Annotated in this window: 19 protein-coding genes; 8 read left to right on the forward strand and 11 right to left on the reverse strand. The window is 56.2% G+C overall.

What is annotated here, in order from left to right:
- The gene (locus ACIN8IBEIGE_RS13445) at positions 1–192 is read left to right on the forward strand and encodes a YnbE family lipoprotein (RefSeq protein WP_090252927.1); all 192 of its coding nucleotides are present in this window, start codon (positions 1–3) and stop codon (positions 190–192) included.
- 11 nt (positions 193–203) lie between these two features.
- Positions 204–548, forward strand: coding sequence for a YdbL family protein (locus tag ACIN8IBEIGE_RS13450; RefSeq protein ID WP_090387061.1), 345 nt, complete (start codon positions 204–206; stop codon positions 546–548).
- Positions 549–589: 41 nt separating this feature from the next.
- Here the strand turns inward: ACIN8IBEIGE_RS13450 and ACIN8IBEIGE_RS13455 are convergent, their stop codons facing one another.
- Positions 590–1,507 (reverse strand): LysR family transcriptional regulator, encoded by a 918-nt coding sequence (locus ACIN8IBEIGE_RS13455; RefSeq protein ID WP_160015070.1) that lies wholly within the window; start codon positions 1,505–1,507, stop codon positions 590–592.
- A 112-nt stretch (positions 1,508–1,619) separates the two neighbouring features.
- On the opposite strand from ACIN8IBEIGE_RS13455, the gene betC reads away from it, so the two are divergent.
- The 3 genes from betC to ACIN8IBEIGE_RS13470 all read left to right on the forward strand — a co-directional run bounded on the left by betC (position 1,620) and on the right by ACIN8IBEIGE_RS13470 (position 5,755).
- The gene (gene betC / locus ACIN8IBEIGE_RS13460) at positions 1,620–3,128 is read left to right on the forward strand and encodes a choline-sulfatase (RefSeq protein WP_160015071.1); all 1,509 of its coding nucleotides are present in this window, start codon (positions 1,620–1,622) and stop codon (positions 3,126–3,128) included.
- A 54-nt stretch (positions 3,129–3,182) separates the two neighbouring features.
- Positions 3,183–4,106, forward strand: a complete 924-nt coding sequence (gene choX, locus ACIN8IBEIGE_RS13465; RefSeq protein ID WP_160015072.1) for a choline ABC transporter substrate-binding protein — start codon at positions 3,183–3,185, stop codon at positions 4,104–4,106.
- 80 nt (positions 4,107–4,186) lie between these two features.
- Positions 4,187–5,755, forward strand: coding sequence for a SulP family inorganic anion transporter (locus ACIN8IBEIGE_RS13470; protein ID WP_160015073.1), 1,569 nt, complete (start codon positions 4,187–4,189; stop codon positions 5,753–5,755).
- A gap of 350 nt (positions 5,756–6,105) precedes the next feature.
- On the opposite strand, the gene ACIN8IBEIGE_RS13475 is transcribed toward ACIN8IBEIGE_RS13470, so the two are convergent.
- Positions 6,106–6,678, reverse strand: a complete 573-nt coding sequence (locus ACIN8IBEIGE_RS13475) for a hypothetical protein (protein WP_160015074.1) — start codon at positions 6,676–6,678, stop codon at positions 6,106–6,108.
- A gap of 171 nt (positions 6,679–6,849) precedes the next feature.
- Between ACIN8IBEIGE_RS13475 and ACIN8IBEIGE_RS13480 the strand changes: the two genes are divergently transcribed.
- Together ACIN8IBEIGE_RS13480 and ACIN8IBEIGE_RS13485 are read left to right on the forward strand one after the other, a co-directional pair.
- Positions 6,850–7,386: a DUF3087 domain-containing protein gene (locus tag ACIN8IBEIGE_RS13480; RefSeq protein ID WP_160016385.1), complete on the forward strand. Its 537-nt coding sequence runs from the start codon at positions 6,850–6,852 to the stop codon at positions 7,384–7,386.
- Between the two features lie 288 nt (positions 7,387–7,674).
- Positions 7,675–8,310: an N-methyl-D-aspartate receptor NMDAR2C subunit gene (locus ACIN8IBEIGE_RS13485; RefSeq protein ID WP_160015075.1), complete on the forward strand. Its 636-nt coding sequence runs from the start codon at positions 7,675–7,677 to the stop codon at positions 8,308–8,310.
- A gap of 348 nt (positions 8,311–8,658) precedes the next feature.
- Here the strand turns inward: ACIN8IBEIGE_RS13485 and ACIN8IBEIGE_RS13490 are convergent, their stop codons facing one another.
- The 6 genes from ACIN8IBEIGE_RS13490 to ACIN8IBEIGE_RS20955 all read right to left on the reverse strand — a co-directional run bounded on the left by ACIN8IBEIGE_RS13490 (position 8,659) and on the right by ACIN8IBEIGE_RS20955 (position 15,257).
- Entirely contained in the window at positions 8,659–9,624 is a 966-nt protein-coding gene (locus ACIN8IBEIGE_RS13490) for a DUF1353 domain-containing protein (protein WP_160015076.1), read from the reverse strand.
- Positions 9,625–9,665: 41 nt separating this feature from the next.
- Positions 9,666–10,943, reverse strand: coding sequence for a hypothetical protein (locus tag ACIN8IBEIGE_RS13495; RefSeq protein ID WP_160015077.1), 1,278 nt, complete (start codon positions 10,941–10,943; stop codon positions 9,666–9,668).
- Between the two features lie 270 nt (positions 10,944–11,213).
- Positions 11,214–12,488, reverse strand: a complete 1,275-nt coding sequence (locus tag ACIN8IBEIGE_RS13500; RefSeq protein ID WP_160015078.1) for a hypothetical protein — start codon at positions 12,486–12,488, stop codon at positions 11,214–11,216.
- 143 nt (positions 12,489–12,631) lie between these two features.
- Positions 12,632–13,816, reverse strand: coding sequence for a zonular occludens toxin domain-containing protein (locus ACIN8IBEIGE_RS13505; protein ID WP_160015079.1), 1,185 nt, complete (start codon positions 13,814–13,816; stop codon positions 12,632–12,634).
- A gap of 11 nt (positions 13,817–13,827) precedes the next feature.
- The gene (locus ACIN8IBEIGE_RS13510; protein WP_160015080.1) at positions 13,828–14,154 is read right to left on the reverse strand and encodes a DUF2523 domain-containing protein; all 327 of its coding nucleotides are present in this window, start codon (positions 14,152–14,154) and stop codon (positions 13,828–13,830) included.
- Positions 14,154–15,257 (reverse strand): virulence factor TspB C-terminal domain-related protein, encoded by a 1,104-nt coding sequence (locus ACIN8IBEIGE_RS20955; protein WP_256665156.1) that lies wholly within the window; start codon positions 15,255–15,257, stop codon positions 14,154–14,156. The genes ACIN8IBEIGE_RS13510 and ACIN8IBEIGE_RS20955 overlap by 1 nt, the downstream gene beginning before the upstream one ends.
- A gap of 90 nt (positions 15,258–15,347) precedes the next feature.
- On the opposite strand from ACIN8IBEIGE_RS20955, the gene ACIN8IBEIGE_RS13520 reads away from it, so the two are divergent.
- The gene (locus ACIN8IBEIGE_RS13520; RefSeq protein WP_160015081.1) at positions 15,348–15,515 is read left to right on the forward strand and encodes a hypothetical protein; all 168 of its coding nucleotides are present in this window, start codon (positions 15,348–15,350) and stop codon (positions 15,513–15,515) included.
- 265 nt (positions 15,516–15,780) lie between these two features.
- Here ACIN8IBEIGE_RS13520 and ACIN8IBEIGE_RS13525 read toward each other — a convergent pair whose 3' ends face one another.
- From ACIN8IBEIGE_RS13525 to ACIN8IBEIGE_RS13535, 3 genes are read right to left on the reverse strand one after another with little or no spacing between them, the layout of a single operon-like run.
- A complete protein-coding gene (locus ACIN8IBEIGE_RS13525; RefSeq protein ID WP_160015082.1) occupies positions 15,781–15,990 on the reverse strand; it encodes a major capsid protein in 210 nt (69 codons plus the stop codon).
- Positions 15,991–16,003: 13 nt separating this feature from the next.
- Positions 16,004–16,216 carry a hypothetical protein gene (locus tag ACIN8IBEIGE_RS13530; protein ID WP_160015083.1) on the reverse strand — a complete coding sequence of 71 codons (213 nt, stop codon included), beginning with the start codon at positions 16,214–16,216 and terminating at the stop codon, positions 16,004–16,006.
- Between the two features lie 9 nt (positions 16,217–16,225).
- Complete coding sequence (locus ACIN8IBEIGE_RS13535) at positions 16,226–16,522, reverse strand: hypothetical protein (protein WP_160015084.1); 297 nt, start codon at positions 16,520–16,522, stop codon at positions 16,226–16,228.
- Between the last annotated feature and the right edge of the window lie 187 nt (positions 16,523–16,709).

The following is a 16,709-nucleotide window of genomic DNA, read 5'->3' on the forward strand; positions in this document are numbered from 1 at the left end:
ATGCGCTTGCGTAGTTGTTTCGCCGTCCTGCTACTAGGGCTGCTCAGTACGGCCTGCACCCCGACCGTACAGCTGGCGATGCCCAATGAGCCGATCAACATCAACCTCAATGTGAAGATCGAGCACGAAATCTATATCAAGGTGGATAAAGCCCTGGACAGCATGTTCAGCGAATCCAGCGGATTGTTCTAAGGAGCCCGAGCATGAACCTCTATAAACGCCTTGCCAGCCTGTTACTGCTGCTCAGCCTGAGCCTGCCGGCCGTAGCCCTGAACCTTAACGAAGCCATGTCCGCCCTGGGCGACGCAAAAGCCAGCGGCCAGTTAGGCGAAATGCCCAATGGCTATCTCGGCGTGGTGAGTAACGCTGGCCAGGCCGCCGAAATCGCCCAGTTAATCAACCAGGCGCGCCGTACCGAATACCAGAAGCTGGCGGCGCAGAACGGCATCCAGCTCAGCGATGTGGAAGCCATTGCCGGGCAGAAAGCCATCGACAAGACCCCGGCAGGGCAATACATCCAGCTTGAAGGTAAGTGGCAGCGCAAATAACTTCGTCAGCGAGCCTAGCCAAGGGTCCGGGAGGGGCTCAGTTACCTCCCCGGCCCCTTGGCCAGTTCAACCTGCAGCCAATCGACAAACACCTGCGTCAGGCGCTGACGGCGTTTGCGCTCAGGCAGCACCAGGTAATAGCCCATCGTTGAATGCGCGACTTCATCGCCCAGACGGCACAGCAGGTTCTGCGTCAGCAGTTCATCGACCAGATGGCGCCAGCCGATGGCCACGCCCTGTCCGGCGATGGCCGCCTGAATCAGCAGTGTGTAGTTATCAAAACGCAGGCTGCCGGGGCTGGGCGTTTGCTGCAGGCCGAAGGCGCGGAACAGCCCGGCCCAGTCGAACCAGCGCGAACGGTTTTCCGGGCGCAGGTGCAGCAGCGGCAGGCTGGCCAGCGCAGCAGCAGGTAAAGGCAATGTCTGCCCCTTGAGCAGCTGCGGGCTGCACACCGGGAACACCTCTTCGCGAAACATCAGCTGCGCCTCGGCATGCTTGAAGCGCCCATCGCCGAAGTTGATCGCCACATCAATCTCCGCCGGCAGAGCACCCTGATCACGCTCGCTGGTGATCAGGCTGACATCCACCTCCGGATGCAGCTGATGGAAACGCTGCAAACGCGGCATCAGCCAGTAGGCGGCAAAGGCAAAGTCAGTGGCCACTTGCAGCACCTCATGCTGCTGTTGCGCGGTGACCGCCAGCAGCCCGGCATCCAGGCTCTGCAGACCGTCCTGCACGTAACTCAGCAACAGCTCGCCGGCATCGGTAAGGGTAATGCCCCGGTACACCCGGTCGAACAGGCGCGTGGCCAGCTGCTGCTCCAGACGTTTGATCTGCTGGCTGATCGCCGGCTGGCTGGTGCCCAGCTCGCTGGCGGCGGCGGTAAAGCTCAGCTGGCGGGCGGCGGACTCGAATACCCGCAGCACATCCAGCGACACCCCATCGATGCGTTCAAACATAAGCTCAGGTTATCCAATGTATCTACTGACAGCAGGTTTACCCAGCTTTTGCTAAGCCGGATGATCAAGCCAGCACTGTCGCATAAATCATTTATATGGAATACCGGCTGCCATGAAACGCCCGAACATCCTCTTTATCATGGCCGATCAGATGGCCGCGCCGATTCTGCCGCTGCACGATGCCGCCTCACCAATCCAGATGCCCAACCTGATGCGCCTGGCCGCCGACGCCGTGGTGTTCGATGCCGCCTACTGCAACAGCCCGCTGTGCGCGCCGTCGCGCTTTACCCTGGTCAGCGGCCAGCTGCCCTCGAAGATCGGCGCCTACGACAACGCCGCCGACTTCCCCGCCGATGTGCCGACTTATGCCCATTACCTGCGCCGCCTGGGCTATCGCACAGCGCTGTCGGGCAAGATGCATTTCTGCGGCCCGGATCAGTTACATGGCTATGAAGAGCGCCTGACCAGCGACATCTACCCCGCCGACTACGGCTGGGCGGTGAACTGGGATGAGCCGGACGTGCGCGCCAGCTGGTACCACAATATGTCTTCAGTGCTGCAGGCCGGGCCGTGCGTGCGCACCAACCAGCTGGACTTCGATGAAGAGGTGGTGTTCAAGGCCCAGCAGTATCTGTATGACCACGTGCGTGGCGACGGCGAGCAGCCCTTCTGCCTGACCGTGTCGATGACTCACCCGCATGACCCCTACACCATCCCGAGCGAGTTCTGGGACCTCTACCGCGACAAGGACATCCCGCTGCCGCGCCAGCACATCGATCAGGCCGAGCAAGATCCGCACTCGCAACGCCTGATGAAAGTCATCGACCTGTGGGACAAGCCGCTGCCCGAGCAGAAGATCAAGGATGCACGCCGCGCCTACTTCGGTGCCTGCAGCTACATCGACAGCAATATCGGCAAGCTGCTGAAAACCCTCAAGGACTGCAACCTGAGCGACAACACCATCATCGTGTTCTCCGGCGATCACGGCGACATGCTGGGTGAGCGCGGCCTCTGGTACAAAATGCACTGGTTTGAAATGGCCGCCCGCGTGCCGCTGCTGGTGCACGCCCCCAAGCAGTTTGCTGCGCGCCGGGTAAGCCAGAACGTCTCGACCATGGACCTGCTGCCAACCCTGGTGGAGTTGGCCGGTGGCACGCTGCAAGCCGACCTGCCGCTGGATGGCCGCTCGCTGCTGGCACACCTCGAAGGTCGCCAGGGGCATGATGAAGTGCTTGGCGAATACATGGCCGAAGGCACCATCAGCCCGCTGATGATGATCCGCCAGGGCGAGTGGAAATTTATCTATTCGGAACACGACCCCCTGCTGCTGTTCAACTTGCGCCACGACCCGCAAGAGCACGAAAACCTGGCAGAGTCCGCCGAGCACCAAAGCCTGCTGGCCGACTTTATCAACCAGGCCCAGGCGCGCTGGGACATGCCGGCGATTCATCAGGCCACCCTGGCCAGCCAGCGCCGCCGGCGTTTTGTTGCCAGCGCCCTGACCCAGGGGCACCTGACCAGCTGGGACCACCAGCCAATGGTCGACGCCAGCCAGCAGTACATGCGCAACCACATTGATCTCGACGATCTCGAACGTCGCGCTCGCTTCCCGCAACCCTGATTGCAAGCCACTGCCGAGTTGATCCAAAAACTAATAATTCAAGAGGACATTGCCATGCACAGATTCAGCACAGTACTTATCGGCGGCCTGTTACTGACAGCCAGCAGCTACAGCCTCGCCGAAGACGCCAGTTGCGCCACGGTGAAACTCGGTGATCCGGGCTGGAGTGATATTGCCGTAACCAATGGCATCGCCAGCTTCCTGCTCGACGGCCTGGGCTACAAGGCGCAGCCGCAGACCCTGGCCGTGCCGATCATCTTCACCGGGCTGCAGAAAGGTCAGGTGGATGTGTTCCTCGGCAACTGGATGCCGGCGCAGCAAAGCAACTACGACAAGTTCGTGACCACCGGTGAAGTCGAGCAGGTGGTGGAAAACCTCAGCGGCACCGAGTACACCCTGGCCGTTCCCACTTACGCCTATGAGGCCGGGGTGAAGAGCTTTGCCGACCTCAACCAGCATGCCGACAAGTTCAGCCGCAAGATCTACGGCATCGGTTCCGGCGCACCGGCCAACGAATCCATCCAGAAGATGATCGCCGCCGACGAATTCGGTCTCAAGGACTGGAGTCTGGTCGAATCCAGCGAGCAGGCCATGCTGGTGCAGGTCGGTCGCGCAGTGAAACGCGAGCAGTTTGTGGTGTTCCTCGGCTGGACCCCGCACCCGATGAACGTGCAATACGACATGCGCTACCTCAAGGGCGGCGAGAAGTACTTCGGTGCCAGCGGCAGCGTCAACACCCTGACCCGCAAAGGCTACGCCGCGCAGTGCCCGAATGTCGGCAAGCTGCTGAGCAACCTGAGATTCACCCAGGAGATGGAGAACGCCATCATGGATCAGGTGCTGAGCAAACAGGCCAGCAACGATGAGGCAATCAAGGCCTGGATCAAGGCCAACCCCGCGGTGGTGGCCGGCTGGCTTGAGGGCGTCACCAGCCGCACGGGCGGTGATGCTCTGGCGGCAGTTAACGCCAAGCTTTGAACCGGCCGGCTTGATTCCCTAAAGTAGGCGGGCCGCTGCTGTGCAGCGGCCTTGTCCATCGTCCGCACAAGAAGCCACACATGCCCTTGCTCCGCCTTCAGACCCTGTTGCCCTTTCTGCGCTGGCTGCCGCATTGCAGCAAACGCAGCCTCGGTAAAGACCTGTTGGTGGGACTCAACGGTGCCATCCTCGCGCTGCCGCAATCTATCGCCTATGCGCTGATTGCCGGGCTGCCGCCACAATATGGCCTGTACGCGGCCATCGTGCCGGTGCTGATTGCCTGCCTGTGGGGCTCCTCCAGTTTTCTGATCTGCGGCCCCACCGCCGCGATTTCCATCGTGCTGTTCAGCAGTGTCAGTCCGATGGCGACACCGGGCAGCGACCACTTTATTGCCCTGATTCTGCTGCTGACCCTGCTGGCCGGTGTGTGCCAATGGCTGCTCGGCCTGCTGCGCTTCGGCGCGCTGGTGAATTTCGTCTCACATTCGGTGGTGCTCGGTTTCACCCTGGGCGCAGCATTGGTGATCGGCATCGGCCAGTTGCCCAACCTGCTCGGCCTCACCGTCACCAGCCAGACCACCGCGCTGACAAGCCTGCTCAGCCTCGGCGAGCACCTGGCCGAGAGTGACTGGCGCACCCTGGCCGTAGCACTGTTCACCCTGGCCATCAGCCTGTTGAGCAGGCGCTTGTGGCCGCGTGCGCCGGCTTTACTGATCGGGATTGTGGCCGCCAGCCTGCTGGTCATGGCCTGGCCTGAGCAACTTGGCCACGTCGCGCTGGTCAGCCGTTTTGCAGGCAGCCTGCCGCCCTTCGCCCTGCTGGAGTTCAACCTCAGCCACATCCTGCAACTGCTGCCTGCAGCCGTGGCCTGCGGTTTGCTCGGCCTGGTCACCAGCCTGTCGATTGCCCGCGCCCTGGCGGATAAATCCCAGCAGCTGTTCGATGCCAATCAGGAAGTTCGCGCCCAGGGCCTGTCGAATATCGTCGGCCCCTGGTTTAGCGGTTCGCTGTCGGCCGGCTCCTTCACCCGCTCGGCGCTCAACCAGCAAGCCGGTGCCTGCTCGCCCATGGCCGGGGTGTTCGCCGCCCTGCTGGTGGCGTTGTTTGCCCTGTACGGCAGCCGCCTGTTCGCCTATGTGCCCATTCCGGCGATGGCGGCGAGTATTCTGCTGATCTGTTGGGGGCTGTTCGACCTCAACGCCGTCAAGGCCCTAAAGCGTGTGAGCCGCAGCGAGTTTCTGGTGATGCTGCTAACCGTGCTGGCAACCCTGGTGCTGGAGCTGCAAAGCGCTATCTATGCCGGTGTTCTGGCCTCCCTGCTCGTCTACCTCAAACGCACCTCGCAACCGCGTGTGCGCCAATGGCAGGACGGTGAGCAGGAATGGTTACGCATCGAAGGCTCAATTTTCTTCGGCGCCTGCCACTACCTGCAGCAGATGCTGCAACGCAGCTCGGCACGCTGGGTAATGATCGATGCCCAGCACATCAACTTTATCGACTACGCCGGCATCGCCATGCTGCACCAGGAAGCCCGCCGCCTGCACGGCCAGCAGCGGCATCTGGTGTTGCACCACGCACGGCCACAGGTGATCGATGAAATCCACAAGCTGGAAGGCGCGGAGCGCTGCCCGGTGCAGTTCGCCAGCTAATCGGCAGTCAGCGTCAGTAAAATATCGGCACACCAGGTGCAGTTGAGCCCCAGGGCTTCATCCTGTTCGAGGTCGCGACAGCCCAGGTCAAGCCGCGCTGAATGCACGCCCACTAGCCCGGCACGTTTTGACAGAAGGACCTGAGTACAATTCCGTTCTGACCGCGCAACTGGCCCAGACCAGCAACCTCAGGAGCGCCACGCATAAGCAGCCCCGCTGCCGAAACCATCCAGAAAAACTGGCGCAAACTGACAACCTGATGCAGCAGCGCTATGACATGCCCCGCGAGGACGCCAGCACAGGTAATGAGTTTCTTCGAAAGGCACCGCGCCAGCCGACACTGCGCAGCCTCACTTCAGGCGGTAACGCGTCAGCTCAGCCGGCGTCAGCACGCGCATGCGCTGTGGCTCGGTGCTGTTGATCGCCTCAAGTAGCTCGGGCGGTATCTGCATTTCTTTGAAGTAAGCTGCCTGAGTCGCCCTGCTCGGTGCAAAGGCGGACGCCGAATGCACCGAATCACTGCCCGCATAATACGGCCGGTGAATGCCCACATGACCGCGCACATCTTTTCCATGCCCCGCAGCCAACAGGTACACACAGCTGCCTTGGCAAATTCCGGTGGACGGCACCAGAGCATCAAAGCCCGTTTCACGCAGCAAGCGCCCCATGCGAATCGCCTCGGCTACGCTGCCGCCAATGCTGTCGAGCATGACAATCTTCTTCGTATATTTGCCGGGATTGGCCTTGATGCCCTTGAGCAGCGCCTCGTAATCGCCCGGCGCAATATCCTCAAAGACCTTGGCGACGAAAATCCGCCCAAGACTCTTATGTTGCCCGGCCTGCACCTCAACCTTGGCCAGCGCGACGCCCGAACACAGCGCTGCCACGCAGATAATCACAACCTGAAACACAGTACGCCTCATAAACCCGGTAAATCCTTAAGCGATGCGGTCAACGAATGGGCGAAGATACCTGTTACCGAGCAATAGCGCATAATTTGCAGCATTGGGTGCATGCTTCGACAACCCCGGCCTGCCCTCCCCCCGTACGTAACACCGCTACCACCTGCCCAAGTGAGAATTTCCGTGGCCCCGATGTTCGAAATCCAGCACCACACTCCTGAAATCTACCGCCAGCAAACCCGCCGCAGCACCCTGACTATCGCGGCGATCTTTGTCGCCCTGGCCATGCTGCTATCGAGCAGCGCCGTGCTGCTGTTCGGCACCCCAGGCGGCGACAACTTCCGCTGGAACCTCGGCGGGGTTATCGCCGCACTAGTGCTGACTGTAGCCCTGGTGCGCGTGCTGCTATGGCCACAGCCCTTTATGGCCGCCGCCGTGTACGGCTGGCGCCTGAAACGCAGCCTGATGCGCGTGACCAATCTGATGCACCACGTCAAAGCCGGTGTCGCCGCCCGTGACCCAGCTGCCATGCAGCTACTGCGTTTCTACCACCTGGGTCTGACCCAAATGCACCAACTGGATGGCAACTCCAGCGCACTCAGTGAAGCGGTGGCGGAAATCAATCGGCACAAGGAGCGCATGGAAGAGCTGGGCATGGAGACCGATCAACTGCGACTCGATGCGGACTGGCTTGAAGCTGTGAAAATGATCCAGCCCCTGCCCCGCTAACCTGGCTAGCGCGAAGATGAACGAGCATCTCTGGTCAACGCTTTAGGCTGTGAACGCGAATGAACAGCTATAAATCCACTAACGGTTACATGCAGCAGTTTCTTTTAGCCACAGGTGGGGCAAGCAGTCCATGCCAGCGATCCTTACGAGCACGGATACTTGCACAGACATCGGGCTGCACACCTTGCCCGCATTGAGGTCGTAGTTTGCTTTCTTAATAAAGGTAATTGGCGCGAGGGCTAGTTGACCTACTGAACAACCGCGCCACACAAATTTGAGAGATGGCCAATGAAACCATTCAAGACGCCCACAACACATGGCGACCTCATCCAGTCCTGGCAACGTGCATGGCGCAACCTGAACCTACCGGCCCCGGCCGGTTTGTTCGAGCGGCTGCTGGCTGCTTATAACGAGCCGCATCGCCACTACCACACGCAACAACACATCGTGGAATGCCTCGAACATTTCGACGCAGCGCTCGCCCTTGCGACCGAGCCCGGTGAAGTGGAAATCGCGCTGTGGTTTCACGATGCAATCTACATACTGCGCGGAGCAGACAATGAACTGCGCAGCGCCGACTGGGCCATGCAGGAATTAGCGGCCAGCGGAGCCACAACGCAGGTTCAAGCGCGGGTGCATAACCTGATCATGACCACCCTCCATAACGCCATACCTAGCGATGCCGACCAGCAACTTCTCGTCGATATCGACCTGGCCATACTCGGCGCCGCACCTGCGCGCTTCAACGAATACGACCGCCAGGTACGCGCCGAATACAGCTGGGTACCTGGTCTGCTGTACCGCATCAAACGCAGGGCAGTGCTCAAGCACTTCCTCACGCGCGACCACCTCTACAACACAAGCCACTTCCGGAATCGATACGAACAACAGGCCAAGGCCAACCTGCAAACGGCGACTGGCTAGCGCAGCCCAATGCTTACGCCCATAGCCCTGCCCCCACACAACAAAAAAGTAAGCCTTGGCCGATGGGGAACAGCATAAAAATGACGGACTTGGAGAGTTTTTAGGGTTGTTTATCCTAAAATCTAAGCCCACAAAAAAGCCCCTGAAATCCATGGCGATTTCAGGGGCTTTGCGTACAGCAATATGGCGGGAAGCTAGGGATTTGAACCCCTCTCAGAACAGCACACACCAACACAGATCCTACATAATCAATAGGTTATGAGTCTTCCATTACACTGTTAGCCACTGTATGGCACAGCGTTTTCGACACATTTTCGACACTTCTAGCCTTTAACTTAAGTAGAGCATCTATAAATCACCACTGGTCGTTTTCATGTCCAGAGCGTCAAAATTAATTCGATCACGCAAAAGCCCACCAGAACGAGAATCCAACCGGAAAGACTCTCCTTCGCGAACACGCGCAACAGTAGAAAAATCAAGTGGCGCCGACGATTTATATTGCGGAATCACATTATTATCCCAAGACTCAACTTTATCCAAACCGGCAGCATTCCACTGAGAAAGAACGCCCAGAGACTCAGGATTGGTCTTGAAAGACTGGGCATAGAAAACTTTACGGTAATTTTCAGCGCTATTAGATATATTATCTAACCCTGCCATTACTTGCCCACCCGCTGTTACATCTAAAATTTCTCCATCACTAGTTTTAAGCGACCTAGCAACGGCTGACGCTTTACTTAACGCCGCGGCTAATGTGTCAGGATCACCAAGATCGACTGATGGAAAACTAACTAGCTTATTACTCATCACTGGAGTTTGTGTGCAGGCAATTTGGCCGCCCACAGAGCTGCAATTTAATTTCTGAGACACACGCTCTGTAATAGTCCATGTAGGGCCAAACGTCTCAACGGCCCAATACATGAACTTAGCTTTCCATTTCTCTACCCCTGCCGCTCTCATTCCATAATAAAAGCTCCTGTGCGTATCATGCTCAGTTCTGGTTTTAATATCACAATAATAGTCATGAATCACAGAGGCCCTAACATACTCGCCCTCAAAAGGTCCGCCTATAAATGACCAAAACGCTTGTGGTATTGAAGCGCCGTCTACTTCCACCTCTGGTGGCACACTCCAGACAAGACCGTTAGGGTCATCAAACTGAAACTCATGTGATAGTTTAAACTTCGGTCTTGGAACAGCTGGAACAATCTCCCCTTTCAATGCACCCAAAAAAACACCAAAATATTCTTCCGAGTGCGACAAAGAAGAAATCGACATAGCCGTTGCAAGAAACAGAAAATTTAAAACCCGCATTTAAAAACCCTCCAAAAACTTTCAAAAAGTTCAAAAAACACTTAAGCCGAACAGTTTTCAAGCGCTCTTATTAGTTCTGGTTTATTGGTAGTGTTTCTACTTTTCACGGCATCATGATAACCAACCCTTTCTTCAACTGTGATTCCACTGCACTGACCTAAAAAAGCGCGTACTTGACCCGCAACCAAATTCACATCCGAAGCAAGCACGCTCCTGCTTCCATCGAACCAGAGTGTTACAAACTCAAATACCAACGTCTTCCTTTCAAAGGAATTAGCAGCACTATTTTTAATTCCACTCAAATATCCAGATGCCGCAGAACGAACCTCTAAGCTCTCTAAACTTTCTTTAATTTTTGCAACACTCTCAGAACTCACTTGAGAGTTCATAGCCCCACCAGCTCCGGAAATCGTATTTCTGAGTGTAGAAAACAACATTTGCTGAGAGTCGTTTGCCATGGCGCTAGCTGCCTTAGTTATCTCAACCACCACATACGAATTATCTAAGTAGTAGCAGCTTTCAATAGGTTCTAGTTCACCTGCACAACTCTTATAAACAACCCTACCAACCGAAGTATTAAACGACAGCTCACTCCATGGAATTTGCTTACTGCGGTCTTCACTTCTCACAATAATGTAGTTACCTGCCTCTAAAAATGCTGTATCTGGGTTTGCTGCATCAGCAGATTCAGCCAAGCTTTTCAGGTCAAAAGAAAAAGCCATTGCAGTATCATCCAGATCATCTTGTATAAATACCTCCGCAAGAGATGATAAAATAGAGGTAACCGGATGCGCAGGCGGATAGAACGTTTCACCTAACGTCGCAAGGTTTCCGGCAAGGTTACTAAGCTGGGTCCCGTCAGCGTCAAGTTCAATTATATATACATCCATTTTAAATGGATGTCCGCTATATGAAATAGGACCATACACACCATGCAAATTCGAAAAATTCAAGAACTGCCCACGACGAACATCATTACTATAATAAATGACTTTGGAATTTCTCACCCCATCACTACCAAATTTTCTAGCGCAAGGATCTTCACATGTACTTGCAACTATCGCTATATCTCCAGAAGTAGGCTCACGACGAGCAATCCTTAGTAAACTCCTAAACTCTGAGAAATCCTTAACAAAAACCTGCTTTATGGAAACAGCAATTGGATCACCTGCTACAATTCTATTTTTTGCATTCGAAATGCTAATATACTTTGGCTGCAATTCACCTCCTGTAGTGCCTGGTCTATTGTACCGGTAATCCACAGCACCCTGATTTGAAATAGCACAGCCAGAAATCACTACAAAAAAGATCACTGGCAAAAACAAATTCCATATATTTTTTGCGCACATAATATTCCCTCACCACTTATGTATGGTTTAGTTAATTTACTCAAGGTGCTAAAACGTATACAAGAGAGCACCCAGCTCGTTCTCAACTACTATCTAGACCAATAGTGTCAATTTTTCTCGAGCCATTTCCTTGACGCTTTTTTATCCTTTCTTTTGATGCTGAAATTGATGCTAGCTAACATCCGTCCGCTTGCCACATATTAGAGAAGTAAAAATTTTCCTAATCCATTTTCAGCTCAATTAAGCTGCCATTCCATATCGCACATAGCGCTCTTCAAGCTTCTTAGCCAGGTGCTTCTTGAGCCAGGTCTGTGACCTGCCTTTCTCGCGGTAGTACTCCTCCACCAGGTGGAACACTGGCAACGACTTGAGAGCTGCCCAGCAGGACGCGAAGTCCATGCGATTACGGGCAAAGAGCGTGATGGCGTTGCCTAGCATCAGCTCGATGTTCTTTCCCGAGAACCCCCTGGCCGTTTTGTAGTAGCGGCGGTAAACGAAGCGATCAACAGGTGCTAGGAAGCGGGTTTCGCTGCGTAGGATGGTCCACAGCGGATCTGTGTAGGCAACACGGTGCAGGAGTTTGAAGGTATCTAGACCGTACTCAAAAAGGCCCTGCAGGTGAGTAGCCAACTCTGCGTAGCAGCATGAGTTGAGGATCTCGCCACTGCTGTTGTGGGAACCCTGGGCGAACTGCTCGACCACCGAGTGATGGAAACGAAATTCGACCCGGTACACATCCAGTTTCGGGTCATAGTTGCCGATTTCATCTTCGAAGGGGTTGTCACCATCACGCCAGCGGTTTTCCCAATAGTCGAGCTTATCAACGGCTTTGGCTTGTTTGGTTTTGTTGTAGATCGCGCACTGTAGGGCTGCTGCAGAGCCGAACAGGAAGGACTGACCACGGCTGTAGGTAGCGGCCATTTCATCGAAGATGATGCTGCCTATACCGTCGAACTCGCGGACGTTACGGGACTTGCAGCGCATACGAGGCACAAGGTCTGCAGGTGGCGTCCAGCCTTGAAAATCGACTGCCAAGTGAACAGCACACTGGCTGATTTCAAGGGCAGCCAGTACCTGCCCTGCAAGCTCATCCAGGATCTGCTGTAGCTGTTTTGGCGAGTGTTGCTCGATCAGGTGGGGACTGACTTCGATCTTGAGGTGTGGGCCTGGTGAGTCGGCTTTGACGTTGTAGTTTTTGATCAGCAGGATCAAGCCTAGATCCGCATTCTGCAGCTTGTACTGATACCCCGAGTCTCGCCCTACCCTGCCTGGTGCCCATTGCTTACCCGCAAAGCTAACCAGGTCTGTACCTTCGAACAGCGCGAAGATCTCCGGACGGATTACACCGCGGTAAAGCTGACGAACCGTATCGACATGACAACCGAGGATGTTGATTCGGGTCATGTCGATAAACGCACCGTTGCCCTGGTCCAGGAAATAGCGACCGGTCGGTGATTCATTGAAGTTACCGGTTTCGTCGAAGTGAATCCGGATCAGATCGCGTGCTGGTTTCATTCTTCTATGTCCGTCTGTGCTGTTATGTGCTGTCAAAGGAATTGTTTAAAGACGTGCTACAGGGTCGTCTGGCCTGGCGCTTATGGCGCTGCGCTCGTACCTCGCGCATGCGCCCAAAAGCGCCAGGCTGGGTTTTTGGGTGCTCACCACAGGAACCTGCCTTTCTCGTACTGCACCACGGTGATGGTGGGCTTCGGCTCGGTTGGCCCAAGCGGCTGTTGAGGCTGCTGGACAGGTTGTTGTGGGGGCTGCTGCATCTGCGCGTGCTGCTGTGATCGATCAGGAATACTCGGATCGAAGTAGCCGTTCTCCACCACGTTGCTGCAGAAGAGGAAGTCGGTGTTCACACGGGTGCCTTGCTGGGTGTAGCACTGGCACACCGTGGGCTTGCCGTTCACTACTGCACTGGACATGCGGTTGAACTCACGGGCGTAGGTGTTAGGGTCGGTGCTGGACATGCAGTAGAGCCGCGGGTGGGCCACGGGCTGCGTGAGCTGGTCGTAGATGGGTGCTGATGCCGGTATTTGCGGAATGCGCGGTGCACGTTGATCGAGGTACTGCGCGGGGCTTATTTGGCTGTTTTGCTCACCGGGCTGGCCGGTAGGTTTGATGAATGAACCCACGGTGGATTTGACCTGATCGACCATGCTGGCCGGTGTTTCTTTTGTATCGGCTTGCTGGGTTTTGACCTGCTCAGAGGCATAGCGGTCGTAGGCGCGGTAAACGAGTATCCCGGCCCCAAGAATCACCATCATGGCCAGGATGAACTTGGTCGGTAACTTGGTCTGAAAGTGGTGTTGGGCGTTGCTGCTGGTGTAGACGGCGAAGTACTTCTTATCGAGGCGCAGGCTCTTTTTGTCGGCATCCTTGAAGCTGGTTTTGGTTTCGACTTTCTCAATCACCGCTTCGGATTCAAAGCGCAGCAGTTGCTGTGATTTGAATACGCGCCAGTAGTGGATATGGCCGTTGCACAGGCGGCGCAGGTGCACGTCGATATAGCGCGGGTCTTGGGTAACCAGATGCACTTCGTGGCCGTTGTGGCGCATGGTTTCAAAACGGCTGATGTGCTCCGGCGGGCGTGCCCTGGGATCACGTGCACCGAACCAGCCTTGGGCCTCATCCACGACGATGATGGAATCAGCAGGCAGCTCAAACCATTTCTCCGGGTCTTCAAATGAGAACCACGCGGCCTGCAGTTGCTCAGGTTTGAGGCCGTTGATGTTGTGGTAGTAAACCGTGCGGCCTTCGGCATGGGCCTTCTGGTCCACTTCTCGGATGGTGTTGAGGGTTTTGCCGTGGCCGGGCTTACCCGTGCGGATGTAGAGCATGGGAAGTCTCCTTATGCCTCAATGGAGGTGCCGCCCGGCTTGCGCCAGACTTGGCTACGTTTGCGGTCGGTGGCCTTGTCGATGCCGGCCAACAGGAAGCGGGTGGAAATGGCGGCGAAGTAGATGTTCACCACCACATCGAATTTGGCGAGGCCGAGGATCTGTTGAATGATCGGGCCGACTTCACCCATGCGGGCGAACAGGTAGGACTGGGCTTCACCGATGATCAGGTTGAAGCCGACATAGGTGACGAAGCCAAAACCCAGAATGCGCAGCACCATCTTCACCAGCGGGCCGAGGATGATGATCAGCAGCTGGGCGACATAGAGAAAGTGCATCAGTTACCTCCTACGGAGCGGCCGACATAGAGCGCGGCCAAGATGGTGGCCACGGCCACGAACAGCCCGCTAAGGTCTGAGGCGGCGCGACACAGCGGTTCATAACTGAGGGTGAAGGTGCGACCACCGGCTGTGGTCAGGGAGAAGCTTTCAGCGGCTGGGCAAGTGGCGGGGAGAAAGCGCGTGCCTTGGTTGATGAAGGACGGCACGTCGATATCGCCTGAGCCTTCATCGAGCTTGAATTTGTCGCCCTGGCCTTCGAACAGGCCTTTGATGTCGTCTTCGTTTTCTTCAAAGTCGTTGGCTTCTTCGAAGTCGCAACGGGCTTCGTATTGCTGTTTGAGGATGGCGCACTGCACGGCATCGCCCTCACAGGCCGGCGCGGCTTCGCAGGTCTGCCCACCGGTGACCTTGCTTTCGCTTTTCTCTTCTTCCTCTTCGCGCTCTTCCTGGGTCTTGCCGTCGGCATCCTTGCAGCCTGGGCCGGTGCAGGTGTTGCTTTCACCACCTGGGGTGCCATCTGCTTTGGTGTGGTTGTTACTGACGTTCGTGGTGGTGCTGGTTGAGCAGGATTTGACGCCCGTGCATTGGGTCGTGGTGGTGGTCGTGGTTGTCGTGGTGTCTTTCGAGCCGTCCGGGTTGGTTTTCTCGACGATCTCTTGATCGACCTTTTTGTCGGTCATTTTCGGCGACGGTGGCTTGGGGATGCACTGCAGTTCACCGCCCACAGTACCGAGGCTGCATTCCATATTGCCGGGGTCGATATTCAGCTCAGTGGCTTGGCAGTCGTAGCGCTGGCGACCTTCAGCATCGGTAATTTTGGTGGTGCATTCAGACTGTGTTTCAACAACTGGCGTACCGTCCGAAGGCTGAGCAAATTCGGATTCATTGCCGGTGCAGGAGACACCGTTACCCTTGTATTTGAAGGCCAGAAAGACACCAATCGGGTCGCCGTTTTCAAAACGGTAAGCCCGCGAAGGTGCAGAGCCGGAGAAGGCATATTGGCAACCACCACGGCATACAGAACCAGGGGGATCAACACGGCCAGCGATCACACCTGCCCCGGTAAACTCGCCAGCGCGGTGACGATGTTCAACATCCACGCCCACTGTAGGCTCACATTTGTCAGGCTCAGGTGGCTTACAAACGCCTGTAGCTGGATCGTAAATGGCATTGACTGGACAGGAGGTGCCATGGCGAGTGATGAAAGGCGGAAAACCGCTCCAAGGAGAGCCAGTCGTGGTAAAGAAACGGCACTGGAAGTAATCATCACGAATGCGGGTCACCTCGGCGCGACCATGCTCGATGCCGCCGCCGAGGTTGTGTTTCGATATGGATATGCAGGCTTCAAGCGGAGATGAAAACGTACCGCCGAACGTATTGCTAGCCCAAAAAAAATCTTGAGCGTAAGAGAATCGCCCCCACCCTATTAGAGTCAGAGCCAGCAGTAGTCGAAGTAGCACGTATGGCCGCATCACAGTTAAACCCGCCCAAAGAACACGAGGTAAAACGCCAGGGTGGTGAGGATCAGGACGTACAGTTCATAACTCATGGCGTTATCCAGAAGAGAAAACCCCGCCGAAGCGGGGTTTGGTTGCTACGGCACTGGTAGGTGCAGAGGGACGGTTACAGGGCGCGGCGCATGTACTTGAAGGCCATGGCCGCGATGATCACGGCGAACACCGCCCAGCCGATGGTGCCAACGTCAGTACCCGCGGTATCGAGTGCGCCAGTGGCTTCAGGCGGTACAGCGGCGTAGGCCTGTTGGATGCTCAGCACGCCAGCAGCAGCGACGACACCGAGGGAGCGTTTCAGGTTTTGCAGGTTGCGTTTCATGGGTGTTACCTCTCTATTTCAGGGCTTTTTTCAGAACCAGGAAGCCGAACACCGTGGCGAACAAAATGATGGCTTCGCCCTGCAGTTCGCTGACCTGATCCCAAGTGAGTGCAGAGCCGGAAAGGTTCTGCATTTCCTCGCCAGGGATGGAAACCAGAGTGCCGGTGCACAGGAGTTCACCTGATGCACCTGCCGACCAAGCCCCATCACAGGCGATGAAATTCATGTGTCAGCCTTAAGCCGCTTTGGTGCTGTTGGCTGACGGCACAACGCCCAGCAAATGCGGTTGGCTTTTGCCGCCTGCAGCGCTGACGAGGGTGCAAAGGAATTTGCGTACGGTGGGTTTATCGAGGTCTTTGGTTTGGTCAAAAACGGCGACTTCGGCGGTGACTTTCTGCACCAGGTAGCCGCGGTTCTGTTGCAGCTCGGCCTCGGTTTGAGGTTCGCGGGCGATGATCGCGGAGCAGTAGGTGCGGCCTTCGACGGTGACTTTTTTAACGTTGAGGCACAGGGCGGTGAGTTCGAATTGCATGGTGTTTCCCCTTTCGTGGTTTTGGCGTTTTGCCTTGCTGTGTCCGGCCGGTTAGTGCCGGGTCTGGTAATTCGGTGTTGCCTGGTCTGTTGCTCCCTCGGGTTCGGGTTCAAGGGTGGAGGCTGCTTTGCACCACCCCTCTGCCATCCCCTCCGGTCTTGATGCGAACCGTAGCCCGCTGCCTCAG

It is taken from the genome of Pseudomonas sp. 8BK (assembly GCF_902506475.1).
In the GTDB taxonomy this organism is placed as follows: Bacteria; Pseudomonadota; Gammaproteobacteria; order Pseudomonadales; family Pseudomonadaceae; genus Aquipseudomonas; species Aquipseudomonas anguilliseptica.

What these genes read in the sequence shown, in the direction of transcription:
- ACIN8IBEIGE_RS13445 (WP_090252927.1), top strand. Translation starts at nt 1, where the DNA reads ATGCGCTTGCGTAGTTGTTTCGCCGTCCTGCTACTAGGGCTGCTCAGT.
- ACIN8IBEIGE_RS13450 (WP_090387061.1), top strand. Translation starts at nt 204, where the DNA reads ATGAACCTCTATAAACGCCTTGCCAGCCTGTTACTGCTGCTCAGCCTG.
- ACIN8IBEIGE_RS13455 (WP_160015070.1), bottom strand. Translation starts at nt 1,507, where the DNA reads ATGTTTGAACGCATCGATGGGGTGTCGCTGGATGTGCTGCGGGTATTC.
- betC (WP_160015071.1), top strand. Translation starts at nt 1,620, where the DNA reads ATGAAACGCCCGAACATCCTCTTTATCATGGCCGATCAGATGGCCGCG.
- choX (WP_160015072.1), top strand. Translation starts at nt 3,183, where the DNA reads ATGCACAGATTCAGCACAGTACTTATCGGCGGCCTGTTACTGACAGCC.
- ACIN8IBEIGE_RS13470 (WP_160015073.1), top strand. Translation starts at nt 4,187, where the DNA reads ATGCCCTTGCTCCGCCTTCAGACCCTGTTGCCCTTTCTGCGCTGGCTG.
- ACIN8IBEIGE_RS13475 (WP_160015074.1), bottom strand. Translation starts at nt 6,678, where the DNA reads ATGAGGCGTACTGTGTTTCAGGTTGTGATTATCTGCGTGGCAGCGCTG.
- ACIN8IBEIGE_RS13480 (WP_160016385.1), top strand. Translation starts at nt 6,850, where the DNA reads ATGTTCGAAATCCAGCACCACACTCCTGAAATCTACCGCCAGCAAACC.
- ACIN8IBEIGE_RS13485 (WP_160015075.1), top strand. Translation starts at nt 7,675, where the DNA reads ATGAAACCATTCAAGACGCCCACAACACATGGCGACCTCATCCAGTCC.
- ACIN8IBEIGE_RS13490 (WP_160015076.1), bottom strand. Translation starts at nt 9,624, where the DNA reads ATGCGGGTTTTAAATTTTCTGTTTCTTGCAACGGCTATGTCGATTTCT.
- ACIN8IBEIGE_RS13500 (WP_160015078.1), bottom strand. Translation starts at nt 12,488, where the DNA reads ATGAAACCAGCACGCGATCTGATCCGGATTCACTTCGACGAAACCGGT.
- ACIN8IBEIGE_RS13505 (WP_160015079.1), bottom strand. Translation starts at nt 13,816, where the DNA reads ATGCTCTACATCCGCACGGGTAAGCCCGGCCACGGCAAAACCCTCAAC.
- ACIN8IBEIGE_RS13510 (WP_160015080.1), bottom strand. Translation starts at nt 14,154, where the DNA reads ATGCACTTTCTCTATGTCGCCCAGCTGCTGATCATCATCCTCGGCCCG.
- ACIN8IBEIGE_RS13520 (WP_160015081.1), top strand. Translation starts at nt 15,348, where the DNA reads ATGGCGAGTGATGAAAGGCGGAAAACCGCTCCAAGGAGAGCCAGTCGT.
- ACIN8IBEIGE_RS13525 (WP_160015082.1), bottom strand. Translation starts at nt 15,990, where the DNA reads ATGAAACGCAACCTGCAAAACCTGAAACGCTCCCTCGGTGTCGTCGCT.
- ACIN8IBEIGE_RS13530 (WP_160015083.1), bottom strand. Translation starts at nt 16,216, where the DNA reads ATGAATTTCATCGCCTGTGATGGGGCTTGGTCGGCAGGTGCATCAGGT.
- ACIN8IBEIGE_RS13535 (WP_160015084.1), bottom strand. Translation starts at nt 16,522, where the DNA reads ATGCAATTCGAACTCACCGCCCTGTGCCTCAACGTTAAAAAAGTCACC.